Origin of the sequence: Actinomadura sp. K4S16, assembly GCF_008327685.1 — a bacterium.
Classification (GTDB): domain Bacteria; phylum Actinomycetota; class Actinomycetes; order Streptosporangiales; family Streptosporangiaceae; genus Spirillospora.
The window spans coordinates 161,927-181,357 of record NZ_BDDE01000016.1 but is presented as its reverse complement, the minus strand read 5'-3'; the positions used below and the strand labels follow the sequence as shown (position 1 = coordinate 181,357).

18 protein-coding genes and 1 tRNA gene are annotated in these 19,431 nt (G+C 73.6%); 9 read left to right on the top strand and 10 right to left on the bottom strand.

Translation table 11 applies throughout. The features are described 5' to 3' along the window. The first annotated feature begins 9 nt into the window (after positions 1-9). The 3 genes from K4S16_RS24755 to K4S16_RS24745 all read left to right on the top strand — a co-directional run bounded on the left by K4S16_RS24755 (position 10) and on the right by K4S16_RS24745 (position 1,846). The gene (locus K4S16_RS24755) at positions 10-657 is read left to right on the top strand and encodes a response regulator transcription factor (protein WP_200842089.1); all 648 of its coding nucleotides are present in this window, start codon (positions 10-12) and stop codon (positions 655-657) included. Between the two features lie 70 nt (positions 658-727). Further along, positions 728-1,075, top strand: a complete 348-nt coding sequence (locus K4S16_RS24750) for a hypothetical protein (protein ID WP_235037059.1) — start codon at positions 728-730, stop codon at positions 1,073-1,075. Between the two features lie 96 nt (positions 1,076-1,171). Then, on the top strand, positions 1,172-1,846 hold the full coding sequence (locus K4S16_RS24745) for a DUF4328 domain-containing protein (protein ID WP_149261415.1): 675 nt from the start codon (positions 1,172-1,174) through the stop codon (positions 1,844-1,846). Positions 1,847-1,861: 15 nt separating this feature from the next. Here the strand turns inward: K4S16_RS24745 and K4S16_RS24740 are convergent, their stop codons facing one another. The 3 genes from K4S16_RS24740 to K4S16_RS24730 all read right to left on the bottom strand — a co-directional run bounded on the left by K4S16_RS24740 (position 1,862) and on the right by K4S16_RS24730 (position 5,877). Then, positions 1,862-5,224 (bottom strand): DNA polymerase III subunit alpha, encoded by a 3,363-nt coding sequence (locus tag K4S16_RS24740; protein WP_235037058.1) that lies wholly within the window; start codon positions 5,222-5,224, stop codon positions 1,862-1,864. A gap of 1 nt (position 5,225) precedes the next feature. Further along, positions 5,226-5,501, bottom strand: a complete 276-nt coding sequence (locus K4S16_RS24735) for a DUF6504 family protein (protein ID WP_149261413.1) — start codon at positions 5,499-5,501, stop codon at positions 5,226-5,228. 103 nt (positions 5,502-5,604) lie between these two features. After that, entirely contained in the window at positions 5,605-5,877 is a 273-nt protein-coding gene (locus K4S16_RS24730; protein WP_235037057.1) for a hypothetical protein, read from the bottom strand. Positions 5,878-6,191: 314 nt separating this feature from the next. Between K4S16_RS24730 and K4S16_RS24725 the strand changes: the two genes are divergently transcribed. From K4S16_RS24725 to K4S16_RS24710, 4 genes are all read left to right on the top strand, one after another. Further along, positions 6,192-6,884 carry a TetR family transcriptional regulator gene (locus K4S16_RS24725; protein WP_149261412.1) on the top strand — a complete coding sequence of 231 codons (693 nt, stop codon included), beginning with the start codon at positions 6,192-6,194 and terminating at the stop codon, positions 6,882-6,884. 111 nt (positions 6,885-6,995) lie between these two features. Beyond that, positions 6,996-7,958: a quinone oxidoreductase gene (locus tag K4S16_RS24720; protein WP_149261411.1), complete on the top strand. Its 963-nt coding sequence runs from the start codon at positions 6,996-6,998 to the stop codon at positions 7,956-7,958. A 72-nt stretch (positions 7,959-8,030) separates the two neighbouring features. Beyond that, positions 8,031-9,374, top strand: coding sequence for a DUF4389 domain-containing protein (locus tag K4S16_RS24715; RefSeq protein WP_149261410.1), 1,344 nt, complete (start codon positions 8,031-8,033; stop codon positions 9,372-9,374). Between the two features lie 81 nt (positions 9,375-9,455). After that, positions 9,456-11,156 carry a serine/threonine-protein kinase gene (locus K4S16_RS24710; RefSeq protein ID WP_200842088.1) on the top strand — a complete coding sequence of 567 codons (1,701 nt, stop codon included), beginning with the start codon at positions 9,456-9,458 and terminating at the stop codon, positions 11,154-11,156. Between the two features lie 15 nt (positions 11,157-11,171). On the opposite strand, the gene K4S16_RS24705 is transcribed toward K4S16_RS24710, so the two are convergent. After that, positions 11,172-12,122: an alpha/beta hydrolase gene (locus K4S16_RS24705; RefSeq protein WP_235037056.1), complete on the bottom strand. Its 951-nt coding sequence runs from the start codon at positions 12,120-12,122 to the stop codon at positions 11,172-11,174. A 107-nt stretch (positions 12,123-12,229) separates the two neighbouring features. Here K4S16_RS24705 and K4S16_RS45165 point away from each other — a divergent pair, with 107 nt between their 5' ends. Continuing rightward, positions 12,230-14,101 carry a serine/threonine-protein kinase gene (locus tag K4S16_RS45165; RefSeq protein ID WP_200842086.1) on the top strand — a complete coding sequence of 624 codons (1,872 nt, stop codon included), beginning with the start codon at positions 12,230-12,232 and terminating at the stop codon, positions 14,099-14,101. 9 nt (positions 14,102-14,110) lie between these two features. On the opposite strand, the gene K4S16_RS24695 is transcribed toward K4S16_RS45165, so the two are convergent. The 5 genes from K4S16_RS24695 to K4S16_RS24675 all read right to left on the bottom strand — a co-directional run bounded on the left by K4S16_RS24695 (position 14,111) and on the right by K4S16_RS24675 (position 18,666). Next, positions 14,111-14,749 (bottom strand): LysE family translocator, encoded by a 639-nt coding sequence (locus tag K4S16_RS24695; protein ID WP_149261409.1) that lies wholly within the window; start codon positions 14,747-14,749, stop codon positions 14,111-14,113. Positions 14,750-14,813: 64 nt separating this feature from the next. After that, entirely contained in the window at positions 14,814-15,449 is a 636-nt protein-coding gene (locus tag K4S16_RS24690) for a DUF1444 domain-containing protein (RefSeq protein WP_235037055.1), read from the bottom strand. A 37-nt stretch (positions 15,450-15,486) separates the two neighbouring features. After that, positions 15,487-16,998 carry a cobyric acid synthase gene (locus K4S16_RS24685; RefSeq protein WP_149261408.1) on the bottom strand — a complete coding sequence of 504 codons (1,512 nt, stop codon included), beginning with the start codon at positions 16,996-16,998 and terminating at the stop codon, positions 15,487-15,489. Beyond that, positions 16,995-17,900 carry a cobalamin biosynthesis protein gene (locus K4S16_RS24680; RefSeq protein ID WP_235037054.1) on the bottom strand — a complete coding sequence of 302 codons (906 nt, stop codon included), beginning with the start codon at positions 17,898-17,900 and terminating at the stop codon, positions 16,995-16,997. The genes K4S16_RS24685 and K4S16_RS24680 overlap by 4 nt, the downstream gene beginning before the upstream one ends. Further along, a complete protein-coding gene (locus tag K4S16_RS24675) occupies positions 17,875-18,666 on the bottom strand; it encodes an aminoglycoside phosphotransferase family protein (RefSeq protein WP_149261407.1) in 792 nt (263 codons plus the stop codon). Before K4S16_RS24675 ends, K4S16_RS24680 begins: the two co-directional genes overlap by 26 nt. Before the next feature lie 105 nt (positions 18,667-18,771). Between K4S16_RS24675 and K4S16_RS24670 the strand changes: the two genes are divergently transcribed. Next, positions 18,772-18,848, top strand: a tRNA-Arg gene (locus K4S16_RS24670). 125 nt (positions 18,849-18,973) lie between these two features. On the opposite strand, the gene K4S16_RS24665 is transcribed toward K4S16_RS24670, so the two are convergent. Beyond that, positions 18,974-19,402: a DUF5959 family protein gene (locus K4S16_RS24665; protein WP_149261406.1), complete on the bottom strand. Its 429-nt coding sequence runs from the start codon at positions 19,400-19,402 to the stop codon at positions 18,974-18,976. Positions 19,403-19,431: the final 29 nt, after the last annotated feature.

Sequence of the window (19,431 nt, the reverse complement as noted above, 5' to 3'; positions counted from 1 at the left end):
ATCGGCAGGGTGACCATCCGCGTACTGATCGCCGACGACCAGGAGATGGTCCGGACCGGGTTCCGGATGATCGTCGATTCGCAGCCCGACATGGAGGTGGTCGGGGAGGCCGCCGACGGCGCCGAGGCCGTCGCGCTGGCCCGCCGGCTGCGTCCCGACGTGTGCCTGTTCGACGTCCGGATGCCGCGGATGGACGGCCTGGAGGCGACCCGCGCCCTCGCCGGCCCCGGCGTCCCCGACCCGCCGCGCATCGTGATCGTCACCACGTTCGACATGGACGAGTACGTGTACGGGGCGCTGCGCGGCGGCGCGGTCGGGTTCCTGCTGAAGGACAGCGGGCCCGCGCTGCTGGTCGAGGCCGTCCGCGCGGCGGCGAACGGCGGGTCGCTGGTGTCGCCGTCCATCACCGTCCGGCTGCTGGAGCGGCTCGCGAAGCCGCCGGCGCGGCCCGTCCCGCCGCGCGAGCCGCTCACCGACCGGGAACTGGACGTGGTCCGGCTCGTGGCGCGCGGCAGGACGAACGAGGAGATCGCCGCGGAGCTGTACGTGTCGCTCTCCACGGTCAAGACGCACCTCGGCAGCGTCAACCGCAAGCTGAACACGCGGAACCGGGTCGCGACGGCCGCGTGGGCCTGGGAGTCGGGCCTCATGACCTGACGGCCCGGGCGGGGAACGCGGACGGGGGAACACGGGAGACGGGGGAGGCTGGGCACTGGCACCGGAGTCGATGAACGGGCTGCCCGTGACCGTCCTGGTCGTATGGGTGCTGTGCGCGGCGGGCTGGGGCGCGGTCCTGCTGGGCCTGCGGCGCGGCCTGCGCGGACCGGCCCGGGGGCCCGCCCTGTTCGCGCACACCGCGACCCCGGCGGCCGTCGTCCTGCTCTTCGCCCTGATCGGCTTCGGGTCGCTGCCCGCGACGATCGCGCTGACCTCCGAGTGGTGGGCGCTGCTGGCGGTGACCGGGCTCCGGCCCGAACGGCTGCTGTCCACAGGTGGCCTCGGGCGCCTCGCCGCCTGGGCCGCCGTCACCGCCGCCGCGACGTGGGCTGCGACCCGGCTCGTCCTGCACATGTGACGATCCGGTAAGGGCCCGAACCCGCGTTGGGCCGCGTCGGTCAAACGTACGTAGTATCCAAAACAGGCAATGGCAAAGGCCCTGGGGAGGTGGATCATGCCGTGTGCACTCTGCGGCGACATCATCCCGACGGAGGTCGACCGGTGCCCGGCCTGCGGCGCCTGGGCCAGGCGCCGCGACTTCCGGGCCGTCGGCGTGGCCGTGTTCATGCTGCTCGGCTTCAACGCGTTCGTGGCCCTCGGCTCGGGGATCAGCCTGCTCAGGCTGGCGCGGCCGCTGCACGGCGCGACGCACGACAGCTATGACGCCGCCGCCACCGGCAAGGCCCTCGCCCCCTACGCGGACGTGTTCACGATCGGCGCGATCATGGCGGCGGTCACCGGCCTGCTGTACCTCACCTGGCTGTGGCGGGCGTTCCAGCAGTCCCCCGGCCCGCACCGGCACCACCGCGCCTGGGTCCTGCTCGGCTGGTTCCTCCCGGTCGTCAACCTGTGGGTGCCGCCCCGGGTGGTCTACGAGGTCTGGGTGAACAGCGGCCGGTACCGGACGGCCGAGCGCCAGGGCGCCGCGCTCGTCGTCGCGGGCTGGTGGGGCTGCGCCCTGCTCGGCCTCGTCCTCGGCCGCGTGTTCACGCACGGCAGCGTCGAGACCCTCGCCGACGCCCGCCTCGACGTGCACGTCGGCGTCGCCGCGGCCGCCTTCCAGGCCCTCGCCGCCGCGCTCTGCATGGCCACCGTCTTCCAGATCACCCGGATCCAGATCACCCGGTGAGCCGGGCGGCGCGGGTCAGTCCGGAGCGGGGCCGGAGCTGCCCTGGCTGGTGTGCCAGAGGGCGGTTCCCGGGGGGCGCTTGATGGCCGGACCCGCATGGCCGATGTCGGAGTACGGCGACATCGCGAAGCCCGTGGGCTGGACGATGCGGCGGCCCACCGGACGGCCGCGGCCGTCCGTTCCCGCCATCGCCGCGCGGAGGGCCTCCGGGCCGCCGCGCCGCCACTCCTCGTGCAGGGCGTTCAGGTCCCAGCAGGCGTTCGCGGTGATCGAGACGGCGCGGGCCCCGGCGCGGCGGAGCCGCCCCCGGGCGACGAGCAGCCAGGAGCCGAACACGGTGGCGGCGCACCTGTCCTGCACCGACTCGAAGAACGTGAGGTCCACCGGGCCGGTCGCGTCGTCCAGCGTGGCGAAGATGACGCGCTGCCCCGACCTGACCGCCGGGGTCTGCGTCGCGACCTTGACCCCGGCGACCAGGACCTCGCTCTTGTCCGGACGTCCCGGCAGGTCGGCGGCGCGGACGACGCCGAGCCCGGCGAGCAGCCCGGCGTAGAAGCTCATGATGTGCCGGCTCACGTCCATGCCCAGGATGTCCAGCTCCGCCTCGACCACCTCGGCCGGCGTCATCGGCGGCAGCTCGCCCGCCGGGATCTCCTCCGCCAGGTCGGCCGCCACGTCGACCAGGGCGTCCTCTCCGTCCTCGCGGCCGAGGGGGAGCTGCCCCTCCGGGATCCGCGCGGGACGGGCGGTGACCCGGTCGAGGGCGCCGACGCGGCACAGCAGGTCGCGGCGCGGGACGCCGTCGTAGAGGGCGTCGAACGCGCCCGCCAGGACGAGCCGCTCGGCGATCGGCCGCGACACCCGGGCGCGGCGCCAGAAGTCGGTCAGCGACCGGTACGGCCGGGCCCCGGTGATCCTGCCGATCTCCGCCTCGGAGATGCCCTTGACCTCGCTCAGCGCGACCCGGATCCCGGCCGGGCCGCCCGCCGCGACGGGTTCGGCGCGCCACTGCGCGTCCGAGCGGTTGACGTCCAGCGGGAGGATCGGGACGCCGAAGTGCCGCGCGTCGTCGAGGATGACCCGCTTGGGGTACATGCCGGGGTCGTGGGTGAGGACGCCGGCGTAGAAGGCGGCGGTGTGGTGCCGTTTCAGCCAGGCCGACTGGTAGGTGGGCAGCGCGAACGACGCGGCGTGCGCCTTGCAGAAGCCGAAGGCGCCGAACGCGGTCAGCATCCGCCAGACGCGCTCGACGGTCGCCCCGTCGTAGCCGCGCGCCAGCGCCCGCTCCCGGAACCAGTCGCCGACCACGGCCTGGCCCCGCTCGTGGTTCAGGCTCCGCCGCGCCGCCTCCGCCGTGGACAGGCCGCAGCCGGTCATCACGTCGAAGACGCGGAGCACCTGCTCGTGGAAGACGACCACGCCGAGGCTCTCGCGCAGCGCGGGTTCGAGGTCGGGGTGCGGGTAGGCGGGCTCCCGGTCCCCGGCACGGGCCTCGAGGAACGGCGTCACCATGTCGGAGTTGACCGGGCCGGGGCGGAACAGCGAGATGTCGATGACGAGGTCGTCCAGGTCGCGGGGCTGGAGCCGGCCGATCAGCTCCCGCTGGCCGGGCGACTCGATCTGGAAGCAGCCGAGCGTCCGGGACGTGCGCACCAGCGCGTACGTCGCGGGGTCGTCGCGCGGGACGTCCTCCAGCGCGATCCGCTCCCCCGTCACCCGGGTGGCCTCCGCCACCGCGTGCGCCATCGCCGACTGCATCCGCACGCCGATGACGTCGAGCTTCAGCAGCCCCATCGCCTCGACGTCGTCCTTGTCGAACTGGCTCATCGGGAACCCCACGGCGGCGCTCTCGACCGGCGTCCGGTCCCGCAGCGTCGGGTTGGACAGCAGGACGCCGCACGGGTGCATGGCGATGTGGCGGGGCAGCCCGTCCAGGCGCTCGGCGATGCGGAACAGCACCTCCAGGCGCCCCGCCGCCAGGTTGCTCTGCCGCAGCTCGGGCAGGTCGTCCAGGGCGGCGCGGATCTGGTTCGCCCGGATCCGCGGGAACGCCTTGGCGATCGCGTCGATCTCGTGCGGCGGGAGCCCGACGGCGTTGCCGACGTCGCGCAGCGCGCTGCGCGCCCGGTAGGTCTCCATCATCGACACGCACGCCGTGGCGTCCGCGCCGAACCGGTCGAACAGCGCCTGGTAGGCCTCCAGCCGCCGGGCCGACTCCACGTCCAGGTCGATGTCGGGCAGGCCCTCGCGACTGTCGGCGAGGAACCGCTCCATCACCAGGTCGTGCCGCAGCGGGTCCAGGTCGCTGATGCCGATCAGGTGGTTGACCAGGCTGCCCGCGCCCGAGCCGCGGATCGCGCAGCGGATGCCGCGCGCCCTGATCAGCGCGGCGGCGTCGGCGACGGTGAGGAAGTACGGCGCCAGGCCCTTGCGGCCGATCACGCCGAGCTCGTGGTCGAGCCGGGCCGCGGCCTCCCGCGACCCGTCGAGCCCGCGCCGCGCCATCCCCTCCGCGCACAGGGCGGCGAGCCGGGCGTGCGGATCGCCCTCGACGGCCGGCAGGTGGACCTCGTCCATCCCGAGGTCGCGGGCCGGGTCGAGGACGCAGCGTTCCGACAGCCGCCGGGTGGCCGCGAGCAGCGCGTCGGCCTCGTCGGGGCCGCAGCTCGCCTCCGCGACCCGGCGCATCTCGGGGACCGACTTCAGGTACGCCTGACCGGTGCGGTCGTCCAGGTGCCGCCGGTCGAGCGGGACGAGGCGGCGCGTCACGTCCAGGACCTGCGCGACCGGGTGGTCGGACGGGTCCAGGTAGCGGACGGCGTTGCCCAGCACGGCGGGCACCCCGGCCTCGCGGGCGAGCGCGAGCATCCGCGCCGCCCGCGGCCCGTCGCCCCTGTCGCGGTGGTCGACGATCTCGATCACGGCCTCGGCGGTGGCCCGCCACGCCGCCAGCCGGGCCGCCGCCACGTCCGGGCGCCGCCCGGTGAGGGCCCGCCCGACGTCCGACGCCGGGCCGAGCAGGACGACGAGGCCGTCGGCGTGCGCGCCGACCATCTCCCTGGTCACCAGCGGGCGGCCGCGCCGGCCCGCCGCGTGCGCCGCCGTCACCAGCCGGCACAGCGACCGCCACCCGGCGCGCCCCTCGGCGAGGACAACGATGCGCTCGTCGCCGGTGGAGGCGACCCTGAGGTCGGCGCCGACGACGGCGCCGATCCCCGCGTCCGCGCATGCGCGGACGTGCCGGACGGCCCCGTACAGGCCGTCGCGGTCGGTCAGCGCCAGCGTCTCCATGCCGAGGACCGCCGCGCGCTCCGCCAGCGCCGCGGGCGGCGCGACGCCGAACCGGAGCGAATAGGACGAAGCGACATGAATATGCACGTCAGTCCCATACCCGGGATAGCAGCCAGCTGTCGGCGGCCACGTCATAACGCAGCTCGTAGACGCCGATCTCCCGCTCCGGGGTCGCCTCGACCCGCCAGAACTCCCGCTCGCCGGTGGCCTCGCCGTCGGGCTGCCGCTCCCGCCACCAGTCGCGGGTCGTGACCCAGTGCTCCAGCACCCGCCGGACGCTGTAGAGCCGGCCACGCCAGACGAACCGGACCGGACGCCCGTCGCTCACCCAGACGTCGACCGGATCGCCGAACACGCGCGTCATCTGCCTCCCCCTCGCGCTCACCGCACGGGGGAAGACATGCGGAACTCGAACAGACGTTCGCATCCGAGTCTAGGGAACCCCCGGCCCGGGGGGCAAGGCGGGGTCAGCCGAGAAGGGTGTGGATGCGGTCGGCGACCTCGTTGAGCCGGGCGACGTCGGCCATGCCCCCGGCGGGCCACAGGTAGTACCAGCCGTCGCCGGACGGGGTGGCGAGGACGATCAGGTGCCGCCCCGTCCCCGGCATGGAGACGGCCAGCAGCGACTCCCCGGGCCCGGCGAACCGCCAGACGAGGCCCCTGGCCTCGACCTCGCACGCGAGCGCCGCGAGGTGACGCCGGCGCACCTCGGCGATCTCCCGCCCACCGACTACAGACACATCAGCCGCCTCAGCAGGTCCGGCCGCCGTGATGACCTTGTGCGATCACCCGGCGACGGTTGGTGACCGGTCCTCAGCATGACCCGGATCCGGGGCCCGCGGAGGGAGAATCCCAAAGGTGGGGACGGGTGTACCCCGTCCGTAAGGGGATGGTCCGCGGGAGCGGTGGGAACGGACCGGCGTGTTATGCGCCAATCACCGCACACCAGGTTTCCGGTCCCCGGAACCCGGCCCGCATGCGGAGGCCCTGTCCGTGATAGAAGCCTCTGTGAGGCGGGCATGGCCCGCGTCAGCCAAATAGAAGGAGCGAGCCGATGAGCGCCGTCCCCGCCGGCGACCCGTCAGGCCACACGGATCACGGCGTCCGCGGGCACGGCCCCGAGCAGGGCCGCGCCCTCGCCGGGCTCCGCGAGCGCAAGAAGCAGCGGACCCGCCTCGCCCTCATCGACGCGGCCCTGGACCTGTTCCTCGCCAAGGGGTACGAGGCCACGACCATCGACGAGATCGTGGCGGCGGTGGAGGTGTCGCAGCGCACCTTCTTCCGCTACTTCGGCACCAAGGAGGACGTGGTCACGAGCTTCCTCACCGAGCACGACCAGGTGCTGGCGGAGGCGCTGGCGGCCCGCCCGCCCGACGAGCGGCCGTTCACCGCGCTGTTCGAGTCGCTGCGCGTCGTGCTGCGGACGATCGCCGAGAGCGACCCGGCCGACGGCGCCCGGTTCCGGCGCGTCCGGCAGGTGATCGAGGCGACGCCGGCGCTGATGGCGGCGCAGATGGCGCGGTACTCGGCGTCGGCGGAGGCGCTCGCCGCCGAGATCGCGCGCCGCGAGGGCGTCGACATGGAGCAGGACCTGCGGCCGCGGATCGTCGTGTCGTTCTACCTGGCCGCGACCAAGGTCGCGTTCGAGGACTGCGCCCGCCGCGACATCTGGGACGCCGGGACGGTCGCGTCCCGCGTGGAGGAGTCCGTGGCCCTCGTCGGCCGGACCATGCGCGACTGGGTGTGAGCCCCGGCGGCGGATTCGAGCGGATTCGAACGGCCCGCGGGCGGAATAGCCCGTAGGGGCGACCGGGTTTTCCGGGAGCGTCCACGCGAACCTACCCGTCAGGAGAACGACATGCGCGCGATCGTCATCACCCGCAGCGGCGGCCCCGAGGTCCTGGAGGCGTCCGAGCGCCCCGCCCCGGAGCCCGGACCGGGCGAGGTGCTGATCGACGTGGCGGCCGCCGGGGTCAACTTCATCGACGTGTACTACCGGACGGGCGCGTACCCGCAGGAGACCCCGTACACGCCGGGCGTCGAGGCGGCCGGGACGGTCGCGGCGGTCGGCGAGGGCGTCCGGGAGTTCTCGGTGGGCGACCGCGTCGCCTGGGCGAACGTGCAGGGCGGCTACGCGGAGAAGGCCGTCGTCCCCGCGGACAAGGTCGTCCCCGTCCCCGACGGCGTCGAACTGGAGGACGCGGCCGCGTCGCTGCTGCAGGGCATGACCGCGCACTACCTGACCCGGTCGACCTACCCGGTCCAGGAGGGCGACACCGTCCTCGTGCACGCGGGCGCCGGCGGGATGGGGCTGCTGCTCACGCAGGCGGCCACGTCGCTCGGCGCCAGGGTGCTCGCGACGGCGTCCACCCCGGAGAAGGAGAAGCTGGCGAAGGACGCGGGCGCGGACGCCACGATGGGCTACGACGGCTTCCCTGCGCGGGTGCGGGAGCTGACCGGCGGCGAGGGCGTCGCCGTGGTGTACGACGGCGTCGGGGCGCCCACGTTCGACGGGAGCCTGGACAGCCTCCGGCGGCGCGGCACCCTGGCCCTCTACGGGGCGGCGGGCGGCCCCGTCCCGCCGTTCGACCCGCAGCGCCTCAACCGGGCCGGCTCGGTGTTCCTGACCCGGCCGTCCCTCACCCACTACGTCGCGGACCGCGAGGAGCTGCTGGAGCGCGCCGCCGCCGTCTACGCGTGGGTGGAGTCCGGCGCCGTGAAGGTCCACGTCGGCCGCCGCTACGACCTGGCCGAGGCCGCCGCCGCGCACGCCGATCTGGAGGCGCGGCGGAGCACCGGCAAGCTCCTGCTGATCCCCTGACGGTCCCGGGCCGCGCCGCCGCCTCCCTTAGGCTGGCCCGGACAGACGATCTTCCAAGGAGCGCCGCCCCCCATGACGACGTACGCCGGACCGCTGGAGAAGGACGAGCCCCGCGTTCTCGGCCCGTACCGCCTGCTCGGGCGGCTCGGCCGGGGTGGCATGGGCACCGTCTACCTGGGCGCCGAGCCGGACGGGCGGCGGGTCGCGGTGAAGGTCGTCAACCGGGAGCTGGCCGGGGAGCCGGCGTTCCTCGCCCGGTTCCGCCGGGAGGTGACCGCCGCGCGGCGGGTCCACCGGTTCTGCACCGCGCCGGTGATCGACGCCGAGCTCGACCAGGACCCGCCGTACATCGTCACCGAGTACATCGACGGTCCGAGCCTGGAGAAGGCCGTCCGGGACAAGGGCCCCCTGCCGGGGTCCGACCTGGAGGGCCTCGCGGTCGGCGTCGCCACCGCGCTCGCCGCGATCCACGGCGCCGGGATCGTGCACCGCGACCTCAAGCCCGCCAACGTCCTGCTGTCCTCCACCGGCCCCCGCGTCATCGACTTCGGCATCGCCCGCGCCCTCGACGCCGCCGACGGCCCCACCCGCACCGGCCAGTTCGTCGGGACGCCGTCCTACATCGCGCCCGAGGTGCTGCGGGGCGAGCCGGTCGAGCAGGCGTCGGACGTGTTCTCGTGGGGCTGCGTGGTCGCCTACGCCGGGACGGGCCGCCCGCCGTTCCAGGGCGGCACCGTCGCCGAGACGTTCCGCCGCATCGAGCACGAGGAGCCCGACCTCGCCGGCCTCGACCCGCGGCTGCGCGACGTCGTCGCCGCCGCGCTCGGCAAGGACCCGCGCGACCGCCCGTCGGCGCGGCGGCTGCTCACCCTGCTCGTCGGGCAGGAGAAGGCCGACCTCACCCAGGCCGTGGAGACGATCTCGGAGTCGTGGCGGGGGCCGGATCCGGCCGCGGAGCCGGCCGCCGCCCCCGCCGCGGACGGGGAGCGGCCGGCGGCGGTCGGCGTACCGGCTCAGAGTGCCGCGCCCGAGCCCCCCGCGACGGCGGCCCCGGCGGTGCGCGAGCCCGGCCCCGACGAGGAGACGGTCCTGGTCGAGCTGCCGTTCCCGGCCGCCTGGCGCGGCCCGCGGCGCTGGCTCACCCTGCTCCGGGGCCTGCTGGTGATACCGCACCTGGCCGTGATGCTGGTCATGTACGCGGCCCTGGTGGTCGTCATGCTGCTCAGCTGGCTGGTCATCCCGTTCACCGGCCGGTACCCCCGCGGCCTGTACGCGCTGGTCGTCGGGTGCCAGCGCTGGTCCAGCCGGGTCGTGGCGTACGCGTTCGGGCTCACCGGCGAGAAGCTGCCGCCGTTCCGGACCCTCCCGCGGGCCCGCCGCGCCCCGTCGCGCCGAACGACCCCGCCGACCCACTGAACGCGCTGACGGCTTGGCGCGTCCGAATTACCGTGGACCGCTAGGGTTCTACCGCAAAGACTCCCGATTCCCCTCAGGATCATGATGACCACGCACGCAGGAGAGAACGGGGAGACCCTGCGCCCCGGCGACCCCGGAGAGCTCGGCCCCTACAGGCTGGTCGGGCGGCTCGGCCGGGGCGGCATGGGGACGGTCTACCTCGGCGAGGACCGCGCCGGCCGCCGCGTCGCCGTGAAAATGATCAACCGGGAACTCGCCGGGGAGGGCGCGTTCCGGGAACGGTTCCGGCGCGAGGTCACCGCCGCGCGGCAGGTCCGCCGGTTCTGCACCGCGCCCGTGATGGACGCCGAGCTGGACACCGACCCCCTGTACGTCGTCACCGAGTACATCGAGGGGCCGACGCTGGAGAGCGCCGTCGCCGAGCGCGGCCCGCTGCCCGGCTCCGACCTGGAGGGCCTCGCGGTCGGCGTCGCCACCGCGCTCGCCGCGATCCACGGCGCCGGGATCGTGCACCGCGACCTCAAGCCCGCCAACGTCCTGCTGTCCTCCACCGGCCCCCGCGTCATCGACTTCGGCATCGCCCGCGCCCTCGACGCCGCCGACGGCCCCACCCGCACCGGCCAGTTCGTCGGCACCCCGAACTACCTGCCGCCCGAGCTGCTGCGCGGCGAGCAGGTCTCGCCCGCCTCCGACGTGTTCTCGTGGGGCTGCGTCGTCGCCTACGCCGGGACCGGGCGCCCTCCGTTCGCGGGCAACACGGTCCCGGAGATCTTCTACCGCGTCGTGCACGAGGAGCCGAAGCTCGACGGGCTCGACCCCGCCCTCCGCGACGTCGTCGCCGCCGCGCTCGACAAGGACCCGCGGCGGCGGCCGACCGTCCAGGAGCTGCTCGGACGGCTCGTCGGCAACGGCAAGGCCGACCCGGCCAAGCTCGCCGAGACCGTCCAGGCGAGCTGGCACGCCACCCCGGGCGAGCCGACCGCGGCGGCGCCGAACGCCCCGGCCGCCTTCCAGCAGCCGACCGCTCCGCCCGCGGCGCCCGGCGCCACCCGCCAGGACGCGCGCCCCGCCCCCGGCCCGAGCGGCGGCGGGCTCCCCCGGCGCCCGCTGCTCATCGGCGGCGCCGTCGTGGCGGCCCTCGCCCTGCTCGCCGCCGTGGGGTTCTTCGCGCTGGGCCCGGACGGCCCGCCCGACGACAACCTGGCCATGGCGTTCGCCGACGACTTCTCCAACGAGAACTCCGGCTGGGGCTCCTTCACCGGTGAGTACACCTACACGAACGGCGCCTACCGGATACAGACCGACGGCAGCGCCGGCTCGCAGTCGCGGGACGTGCCCAAGAACGAGTTCGCCCCCGACCCGATGCTGGCCACGGTCAGCGCCAAGGCCGCCCAAGGGGCCCCCGACGGCATGTACGGGGTCTACTGCCGCTCGGCCGACAGCAACTGGTACCTGTTCCTGGTCCGCAACGACGGCAAGGGCGCGGTGCTCCGCAAGGGCACCAAGGACCGCGGCACCAAGGAGCTCGCCAACCCCGACTCGGTCCCGGGCTTCAGCGAGGGCAAGTCCAACAAGCTCCAGATCGCGTGCGAGAGCGGCAACGACGGCAAGCAGGTCCGGCTGCGGCTCTGGGTGAACGGCGACCAGGTCATCGACGCGACGGACGCCGACCAGCCGCTCGGCAACGGCAAGGTCGGCCTCACCGTCGAGCGGGGCGGCAACGCCGCGCAGCAGATCATCGTCGACTTCGACGACTTCGACCTGTCGAAGATCCTTGAGTAGCCGAGCGGGCCCCGGTCAGGCCGGCAGGTAGCCGTTCGTCCAGCGGGTCAGCTCCGCGAAGACCTGCGTGCGGGCCGGTTCGGCGGACAGCACCAGGTCGTGCAGGCCGCCGTCGATCCGCACGAGCGTGACGTGCCGCCCGATCCGCGGCGCCCACTTCGCCATGTGCTCGACGTCCAGGACGGCGTCGGCGCCCGTCACGTCCAGCACCTTGCGGGTCGGGCGGACGCTGCGCGTCGACGCCATGACCAGCACCGGGACGTCCACGTCCAGGCCGCGGTGCAGGCGCAGCTGCCCCCGGCGGACGGCCGCAAGCCACGCCGCCCGCACCGGGAACCCGGCGATCGGCTTCCAGGCGAGGTCGAAGTCCCACTCGCCCTCGTGGTCGCGGTGGATGCTGCGCGGGTACCGGTCGGACACGCCCGCGGGCAGCTTCGCCTTCGGGAACCGGGGCCGCAGCGCCCGCGCCAGGCCCGCGCCGACCTTGCGCATCACCAGCGGCTCGGCGATGTCCAGGAACGGGCTGTTGAGGAACACGCCGTCGACCAGGCCCTTGCCGCTCGCCCGGTCGGCCCACAGCGCGGCGACCAGGCCGCCGGTCGAATGGCCGTTCAGCAGGAGCGTGTCGTGCCCGTCCACGTCCCGGACGATCCGCACCGCCTCGTCGATCTCGGGGAAGTAGTCCGACAGGCTCTCGACGTAGTTCGGGGTCTGGTGCGGCCGCAGCGAGCGCCCGTACTTGCGCAGGTCGAGCGCGTAGAAGTCGAAGCCGAGGTCGACGTAGAAGTCGGCGAGGTGCCGCTGGAAGAAGTAGTCGACGAAGCCGTGCAGGTACAGCACCGCCCGCCGGGACGGGTCGCCGCCGCCGCGCCGCCGCACGAGCGTCGCCACGACCTCGCCCTCGGCGTCGCGGCCCATCGGCAGCTCGATCGCCTCGTAGCCGGGGCCGAGCACGTCCGCCGTCACGTCCAATTTTCCTCCCGCAGTCCGCGAACCATTGCCCCGTGGCCGGACGTCAAAGATTCTGACCGCAGGACACACTGAATAACAGCACACCCCCCGGGAGCCGAGCCATGCGGACGTCCCTTCGTGATCGAGACCCGCGTCTGCTCGGCCCCTACGTTCTCACGGCCCGGCTCGGCCGGGGAGGCATGGGCACCGTCTTCCTCGGCGAGGACGAGGCGGGGCGGCAGGTCGCGGTCAAGGTCATCAACGCCGAACTGGCCGACGACGAGGCCTTCCACGACCGGTTCCGGCGGGAGGTGACGGCGGCGCGGCAGGTCAGCCGGTTCTGCACGGCCGCCGTCCTGGACGCCCGTCTCGACGGCGACCCGCTGTACGTGGTGACCGAGTACGTGAACGGGCCGTCCGTCGAGGAGGCCGTCAAGGCGGACGGGCCGCTGCGCGGCGGCGACCTGGAGGCCCTCGCGGTCAACATCGCGACGGCGCTGGGCGCGATCCACGGCGCGGGGATCGTGCACCGCGACCTCAAGCCGTCCAACGTGCTGCTGTCCCCGACCGGGCCGCGCGTGATCGACTTCGGCATCGCGCGGGCGCTGGACGCCACCGAGGGCCCGACCAGGACCGGCCAGTTCGTCGGCACGCCCGCCTACATCGCGCCCGAGCTCATGCACGGCCGGGAGATCACGCCGGCCGCCGACGTGTTCTCCTGGGGCTGCGTCGTCGCCTACGCGGGCACCGGGCGCGCCCCGTTCGGCGGCGGGAACCTACCGGAGGTCATCAACCGGGTGACGTCCGGCGAACCCGACCTGGACGGCCTCGACCCGGCCGTCCGCGACGTGGTGGCCCGGTCGCTGGCCAAGGACCCCGCCGAACGTCCCGCGGTGAAGCAGCTGATCCAGGCGCTGACCGGCGAGGACGAGCCGCCCGCGACACCGCCCACGGCCGAACTGCCCGCACCGGGCCTGGTGCCGCCCCCAGGGCCGCCCCCCGTGCCGCCTCCGGTGCCGCCTCCGGGGCCCGCGCCCGCGCCGACGCCCGCCGCCGAGCAGCCGCCCGCATCTTCACCGGAGAGCGCGGCCGAGGAGAAGGCCGCGACTCCTCCGGGGCCCGCCACCGAGCAGAGGCCCGTTCCTCCGTCGGTACCCGCCACCGAGCAGGGGTCCGTCCCCACGCCCGAGCCCGCGGTCGCGGCCATGATGAGCGCCGACTCCGTGCCCCCGACGAGCCCGGCCGGCGTCCCGGTTCCGGCGGCCCGGGCGAAGAAGCCGTTGGGCCGGTACCGCAACCACGGCCTGGTCGCCGTCGCGGCCTGCGCGGTCGTCGCCGTCTCCGGCGTGATCGGGGCCCTCGGCATCCCGGACGGCGACAAGGCCCCGGCCGCTCCCGAATCCGGCGCGGCCGCCGTCCTCGGGGACGAACCGCCGAAGTCCAAGGACAAGGTCTTCGACGACAAGTTCAGCCACGAGGACTCCGGCTGGAAGACGGCCGCCACACCGGACTGGGACGCGGCCTACCAGGACAAGAAGTACGAGATCCGCGTCCTCCCGAAGACCACGCGGACGATCGTCGACGCACCGACGAGCAGGACCCCCGACTCGCAGCTCATCGACGCCGAGGTCTCTCTGCAGGACCCCAACGGCGAGGCGGGGGTGTTCTGCCACGGAAGCACCGGCTACGCGTTCCTCCTCCGCTCGGACGGGCATGCCCGGATCGCCAAGCTGACCTCGTCGCAGGCGCAGACCGTGACGAGCGGCACCGTGCCCAAGCTGCGCGACGACAACCGCGTGCAGGCCGCCTGCGTCAAGCGGAAGGACGGCAACATCGACCTCGCGATGTGGGTGAACGGCGAGCCGGTCGCATCGTCCGCCGCCACACCGCCCGCCGCCGTCCCCGGCTGGAGCGGCCTGGTCGTCCTCCGCGCCGAGGGCGCCACCGGGCGGCCGCAGGCGGTCTTCGACGACTTCGCGCTCTGCGAGGTCTGACCCGGCGCCTCAGTCCTTGCGGCCGGTCGCCGCGACGGTGACGCCGAGGCCGATCATCATCAGGCCGCCGGTGCCGCCGATCGCCGCGAGGCGCCGCGGCGACCGGGCGAACCAGTCGCGGGCCGTCCCGGCCGCGAGGCCCCACACGCTGTCGCAGAACAGCGCGATCACCGCGAAGATCGCGCCGAAGACGATCATCTGGAGCGCGACGTGCCCGTTCTCGCGCACCACGAACTGCGGCAGGACGGCCGCGAAGAACACGGTGGTCTTCGGGTTGGTCATGCCCACGATGAACCCCTGCAGCAGGGCCCTGCCGCCGCCGCGCTCCGCCTCGCTCCCGGCGATCGCCTCCTGGAGCGAGCGCCGGTGCCGGATCGCCTGCACCCCGAGGTAGACGATGTAGACCGCGCCCACGATCTTCAGCACGGTGAACACGATGACGGAGCGTTCCACGATCGAACCGATGCCCACCGCGACGGCCGAGGTCAGTACCAGGGCGGCGAGCACCCCGCCGACCACGCCCGCAAGAGCGGTGCGCCGGCCGTGCGCCAGCGCGCGGCCTACGACGAAGAGGACGGACGGTCCGGGGATCAGGATGATGGCCAGCGCCATCGCGGAGAAGGCCAGAAGCTGATGAGTCGACACCATGGACGGCACGGTACGCATCCCGGCCAGGGCGTCCCACTCAATTTTCCGGGGGCCGGGGCCGGTCTCAGACCGCGAGGACGTCCCAGGCGCCGTTGCGGCGGACCAGGAGGTTGTGCGTGAGAAGGGTCCCGGCGGGGACGTCCCATACCGGGTCGGAGGCGTCGTCGTCCCCGCGGTCCTCGGCCCACACCTGCGCGACCGCCCAGCGGAGCTTGTCGACACCGTCCGGATGCCCGGTGCCGGACGCGACGAACACGTCCCGCGCGGGCGCCGCGACGACGAGGTCGCCGTCCACGTCCTGCGCCAGCTTCTCCAGGAAGCCCTCGTCCAGCAGCAGGCCCGACTCCAGGCTCCCGCTGCGCGCGGAACCGCCCAGCGACACCGTCACGGCGCGCGCGTCCGGGTACCAGCTGAGGCTCAGCTCGGGACGCAGGTCGCGCAGGTTGATCACCGCGTGGCGGCGCAGCTCGCCCGGCGCGACGCCGAGGTCGGCGCAGTGCCGGCGCGCCACGTGCTCGTAGCGGCGGCCGGTCGGGGCGCCCTCGTCGGCGATCTCCAGCGCGTAGGTGACGTACAGGTCGGCCGCGAACGGGTCGCGGATCGGCTCCTCGTCCGCCGGGAGCGGGAACTCCAGCTGGACCTCGGCCGGGACCCGCGCCTTCATCAGCGGGACGATCAGCTTGGACCGCGGGTCGGTCACGGGGCGTTCCTCCTGGTGCTCTGCGCGTACGAGTGGATCACCTTACCGCCGCGGAGGGCGGTTCCGGGGCTCCACCGGGCGGGACGACGGGCATGCCGCCGGGCGCCCCGCCCTCGATGATCCGCCACACGGCCTCGGTGTCCATGTGCTCCTCGACGAGGTCGCCGAGCGCGTCCAGGGTCGCCTCCCGCAACGCCTCGAACGACACGTCCGGGGCCGGGACGAAAGCCCTTCCGGCGGCCTGGGCGACGTCCGCGAGGAACGCCCTCCGGAAACCGTCGTTCTCCATGGCGCCGTGCCAGGTCGTCCCCCAGACGGAGCCTTTCCGGCACCCGTCGAGGAAAGGCTCCCCTTGCGCGGTCACGATGCCGTGGTGGATTTCGTAGGCGTGCACGGGTTCCCCGTACGCGCTCCCCTCCGGCCGCCCGAGGGTCTTCTCCTTCTTGAACTCGACTCTCGCGGGAAGAAGGGCGAGGCCCCTCGTCCTCCCCTCCTTCGACTCGACGTCGTCCACGATCTCTTCGGCGAGCATCTGGTAGCCGCCGCAGATACCGAGCACCGGCCGCCCCGCTTCGGCCCTTCTCCGGACCTCCTCCGCCATTCCCCGCTCGCGGAGCCACGTCAGATCGGCGACCGTGGCCCGGGTGCCCGGCAGCACCACCAGGTCGGCCTCCGCCAGATCCCCGGCGCTCGCCGCGTACCGGACGACGACGCCGGGCTCGCAGGCCAGGGCGTCCAGGTCCGTGAAATTGGAGATGCGCGGGAACCGGACGACGGCGATGCGCAGCGTCTCCTTCCCGTACGGCCCTTTCGCGTCGGGCCGCGGCGCGTCCAATGCCAGGGTGTCCTCGGAATCGAGATACAGCCCGAGCTTCCAGGGCAGCACGCCCAATGTCGGCCGGCCCGTGAGCATCTTGAGCTGCTCCAGCCCGGGCGCCAGAAGCTCCTCCGCCCCCCGGAACTTGTTGATGACGAATCCCGCTATCAGCGCCTGGTCCGCGGGCTCCAGCAAGGCGACCGTGCCGTAGAGCGACGCGAAGACACCGCCCCGGTCGATGTCGCCGACCACCACGACCGGCAGATCCGCGGCCCGCGCCAGCCCCATGTTCACGATGTCGCCGCCCCGCAGATTGATCTCGGCGGGACTCCCGGCCCCCTCGCACACCACCACGTCGTACTTGGCCCGCAACTCGTCAAGGCTCTCCAGCACGACGCCCTTGAGCCATTCCTTGTGCGCCCCGTATTGCAGAGCGTCGACCTCCGCGACGGGCCGTCCCAGCACCACGACCTGGCTTCTGCGGTCGCTCCCCGGCTTGAGCAGCACCGGATTCATCAGCGCCGCGGGCTCCACACCCGCGGCCTGCGCCTGCATGTACTGCGCCCGCCCGATCTCCGCACCGTCGCTCGTCACCATCGAGTTCAGCGACATGTTCTGGGCCTTGAACGGCGCGACCTTCACGCCCTGCCGGGCCAGCCACCGGCACAGCCCCGCCGTGACGACGCTCTTCCCCGCGTCGGACGTGGTCCCGGCCACCAGCAGCCCGCTCACCGCACGCTCCAGACCACGGCCGCCGCCGCGAACGTCACCGCCGCGGAGAGCCGGACGGCCCTCCGGATGTCCCGGACCTCGGGGGCCCGGCCGTCCCCCATCTCGGGCCGGTGCTCGACCCGTCCGCCATAGGCGTTGACCCCGCCCAGCCTCACCCCGAGCGCCCCGGCGAAAGCCGCCTCGCACCGTCCGGCATTGGGGCTCGGATGCTTCGCCCCGTCCCTTCTCAGGACGCGCCAGGCCTCCCGTCCCGAACAGAGGGCGACCAATCCCCCGGTGACCCTCGCCGGAACCCAGTTGGCGACATCATCGAGCTTGGCCGCCGCCCACCCGAACCGCTCGTACCTCGGACTCCGATACCCCACCATGGCGTCAAGCGTGTTCACCGCCCGGTACATGAGCAACCCCGGAATGCCCGCCACCGCACCCCACACCAAAGGGGCGATGGACGCGTCCGACGTGTTCTCGGCGACCGACTCCACCACTGCACGGCTCAGAGCACGGGCATCCAGCCCCCGGGGATCCCGCGCGCACAGATGGGAAAGCCGCTTCCTTGCGGCCTCCACATCTCCCCGCTCCAGCACCCGCGCCATATGGAGCCCTTCGCGGCCCAACGACGTCCCGCCGAGCACGGCCCAGGTGACCCCGGCGGTAACAAGACAATGCACGAGGGGCCGCCGACTCACCCGCTCAAGCGCGACCCCCGCGACCCCGGCGCCCCCCACCAGAGCCCCGACATAGACAGCACCCCGCCAGCGCGAATCCCCATAGATCCAGCGCTCCGCCCCGGACGCCACCCGACCGAACCCGGCCACGGGATGCCACCGCTTCGGATCCCCGAGCAGCGCGTCCAGCGCGACCCCGAGAACCAGCCCCTCACCAGAGACGCGCATCGAGTTCATCCCAGTGCCGCTCCAGCCAATCCTGCGCCCGCCGTATCCGCGGCCCCGCGCCGCCCTGCCAGATCCGCGCCCATCCCCCACCGCGCTCCGCCTTCTCCCGCATCGCCCGGTAGGACCGCTCGAACCGCACCCGCGCCACCGGCAGCACCTCCCGCCGCCGCTCCGGCTCCAGCCCGTAGGCATCACAGAAGATCCGCAGCCGCCGCCCCACATCCGCCGCATAGAGCAAAGCGTCCCGATCGGCGGGATCCTCGATGGGCCCCCAGTGCCGCAGCGCGGTGACCACGTCGAACACCCGCGTGGTAGGCCGCGCCAGGTCAAAATCGATCAAAGCGACCGGCTTCCCGCCCCGAAAGACCACGTTCTCCGGAGTCACATCGCAATGCCCGATGACCTCGGGCTTCCCGTCCAGGTTGGACGTCTCCGCGTCCCACGGCGCCCCCAGCGGCGCCTCATACGACGCAACCGCCTCGTGGTACCGCCTCAGCAGCCGCGCGACGCCCCGCAACGCGTCCTCGGAGACGACCCCCGCCCCCAACGGCCGATGCGGCACCTCCCCGGGCACCCAGCTGAGCACTTCCCGCCCCAGCTCGTCGATCCCCAGCACCCGCGGCGCCCCGTCGAACCCCACGGCCTCCAGATGCCGCAGCAACCCGTGGACCGCCGGACTGTGCGCCCGCAGCGGCCGCCGCACCGTCTCCCCGACCCGCACCACACCCTCCGACACGGCCCCACCGGAGAGCGGCACCTCGATGTTCACCGCCACAGCACCCCAAGATAGAACCCCCGCCCCAGCGGTAACGCCGTTATGGATGTGGAGCCGGACGACGCGCACCCTTACACTGTGTCCCGGCGTCCCGCCGGGCGCCGAGCGCCCGTAGCTCAGCTGGACAGAGCATCGGACTTCTAATCCGACGGTCGCGGGTTCGAATCCTGCCGGGCGCGCCACCCCCTGACCTGCAGTCCCACCGCTGCCAAGATCCCGAGTTCTGTCCCGGTACGTCCCCGCGTCCGCTCGATGTTCGTTCGGCTGTCACGAACCTGTCGCCGGCACCCCCCGCGGATCGCTGCGATCAGCCTGACAGCATCGGGATCCAGTAGCTCATCACCTGGTGCAGGCGCCGGCGGTGGTCCGCGATCCAGCCGTCCGGCGGGACGAGCGGGACCCGCACGGTGACCATGGATCCGCCCTCGTCCTCCACGACCACCTCCGGACAATCGCGCTCGCCAGTGAGCCGGATGAAGACGGACGGGCCCCGGCTCATCTCCATCCAGGCGGCGTCCTCGCCGGCGTCGAGCCGGTCCAGCGCGTCGGCCCAGCTCTCCAGCCTCGAAACGTACAGCGCCAGGTCGATCCGGCCGGACACGAAGGGCGTCTTGACGACGATCTCGGCGTCGAGTCCGGCGGCCCACCCGGCCGCACGTCCCAGCACGTTGACCGTGACGCTGTTCCCCTCGTCGTCGGCGAGGGAGATCAACTCCCTCGGGGGGCCGTCGCCCATGGCTGCCCTCTCGTCGGCGATCGGTGACA

What these genes read in the sequence shown, in the direction of transcription:
- K4S16_RS24750 (WP_235037059.1), top strand. Translation starts at nt 728, where the DNA reads ATGAACGGGCTGCCCGTGACCGTCCTGGTCGTATGGGTGCTGTGCGCG.
- K4S16_RS24745 (WP_149261415.1), top strand. Translation starts at nt 1,172, where the DNA reads ATGCCGTGTGCACTCTGCGGCGACATCATCCCGACGGAGGTCGACCGG.
- K4S16_RS24735 (WP_149261413.1), bottom strand. Translation starts at nt 5,501, where the DNA reads ATGACGCGCGTGTTCGGCGATCCGGTCGACGTCTGGGTGAGCGACGGG.
- K4S16_RS24725 (WP_149261412.1), top strand. Translation starts at nt 6,192, where the DNA reads ATGAGCGCCGTCCCCGCCGGCGACCCGTCAGGCCACACGGATCACGGC.
- K4S16_RS24720 (WP_149261411.1), top strand. Translation starts at nt 6,996, where the DNA reads ATGCGCGCGATCGTCATCACCCGCAGCGGCGGCCCCGAGGTCCTGGAG.
- K4S16_RS24715 (WP_149261410.1), top strand. Translation starts at nt 8,031, where the DNA reads ATGACGACGTACGCCGGACCGCTGGAGAAGGACGAGCCCCGCGTTCTC.
- K4S16_RS24710 (WP_200842088.1), top strand. Translation starts at nt 9,456, where the DNA reads ATGATGACCACGCACGCAGGAGAGAACGGGGAGACCCTGCGCCCCGGC.
- K4S16_RS45165 (WP_200842086.1), top strand. Translation starts at nt 12,230, where the DNA reads ATGCGGACGTCCCTTCGTGATCGAGACCCGCGTCTGCTCGGCCCCTAC.
- K4S16_RS24695 (WP_149261409.1), bottom strand. Translation starts at nt 14,749, where the DNA reads ATGGTGTCGACTCATCAGCTTCTGGCCTTCTCCGCGATGGCGCTGGCC.
- K4S16_RS24680 (WP_235037054.1), bottom strand. Translation starts at nt 17,900, where the DNA reads ATGAACTCGATGCGCGTCTCTGGTGAGGGGCTGGTTCTCGGGGTCGCG.
- K4S16_RS24665 (WP_149261406.1), bottom strand. Translation starts at nt 19,402, where the DNA reads ATGGGCGACGGCCCCCCGAGGGAGTTGATCTCCCTCGCCGACGACGAG.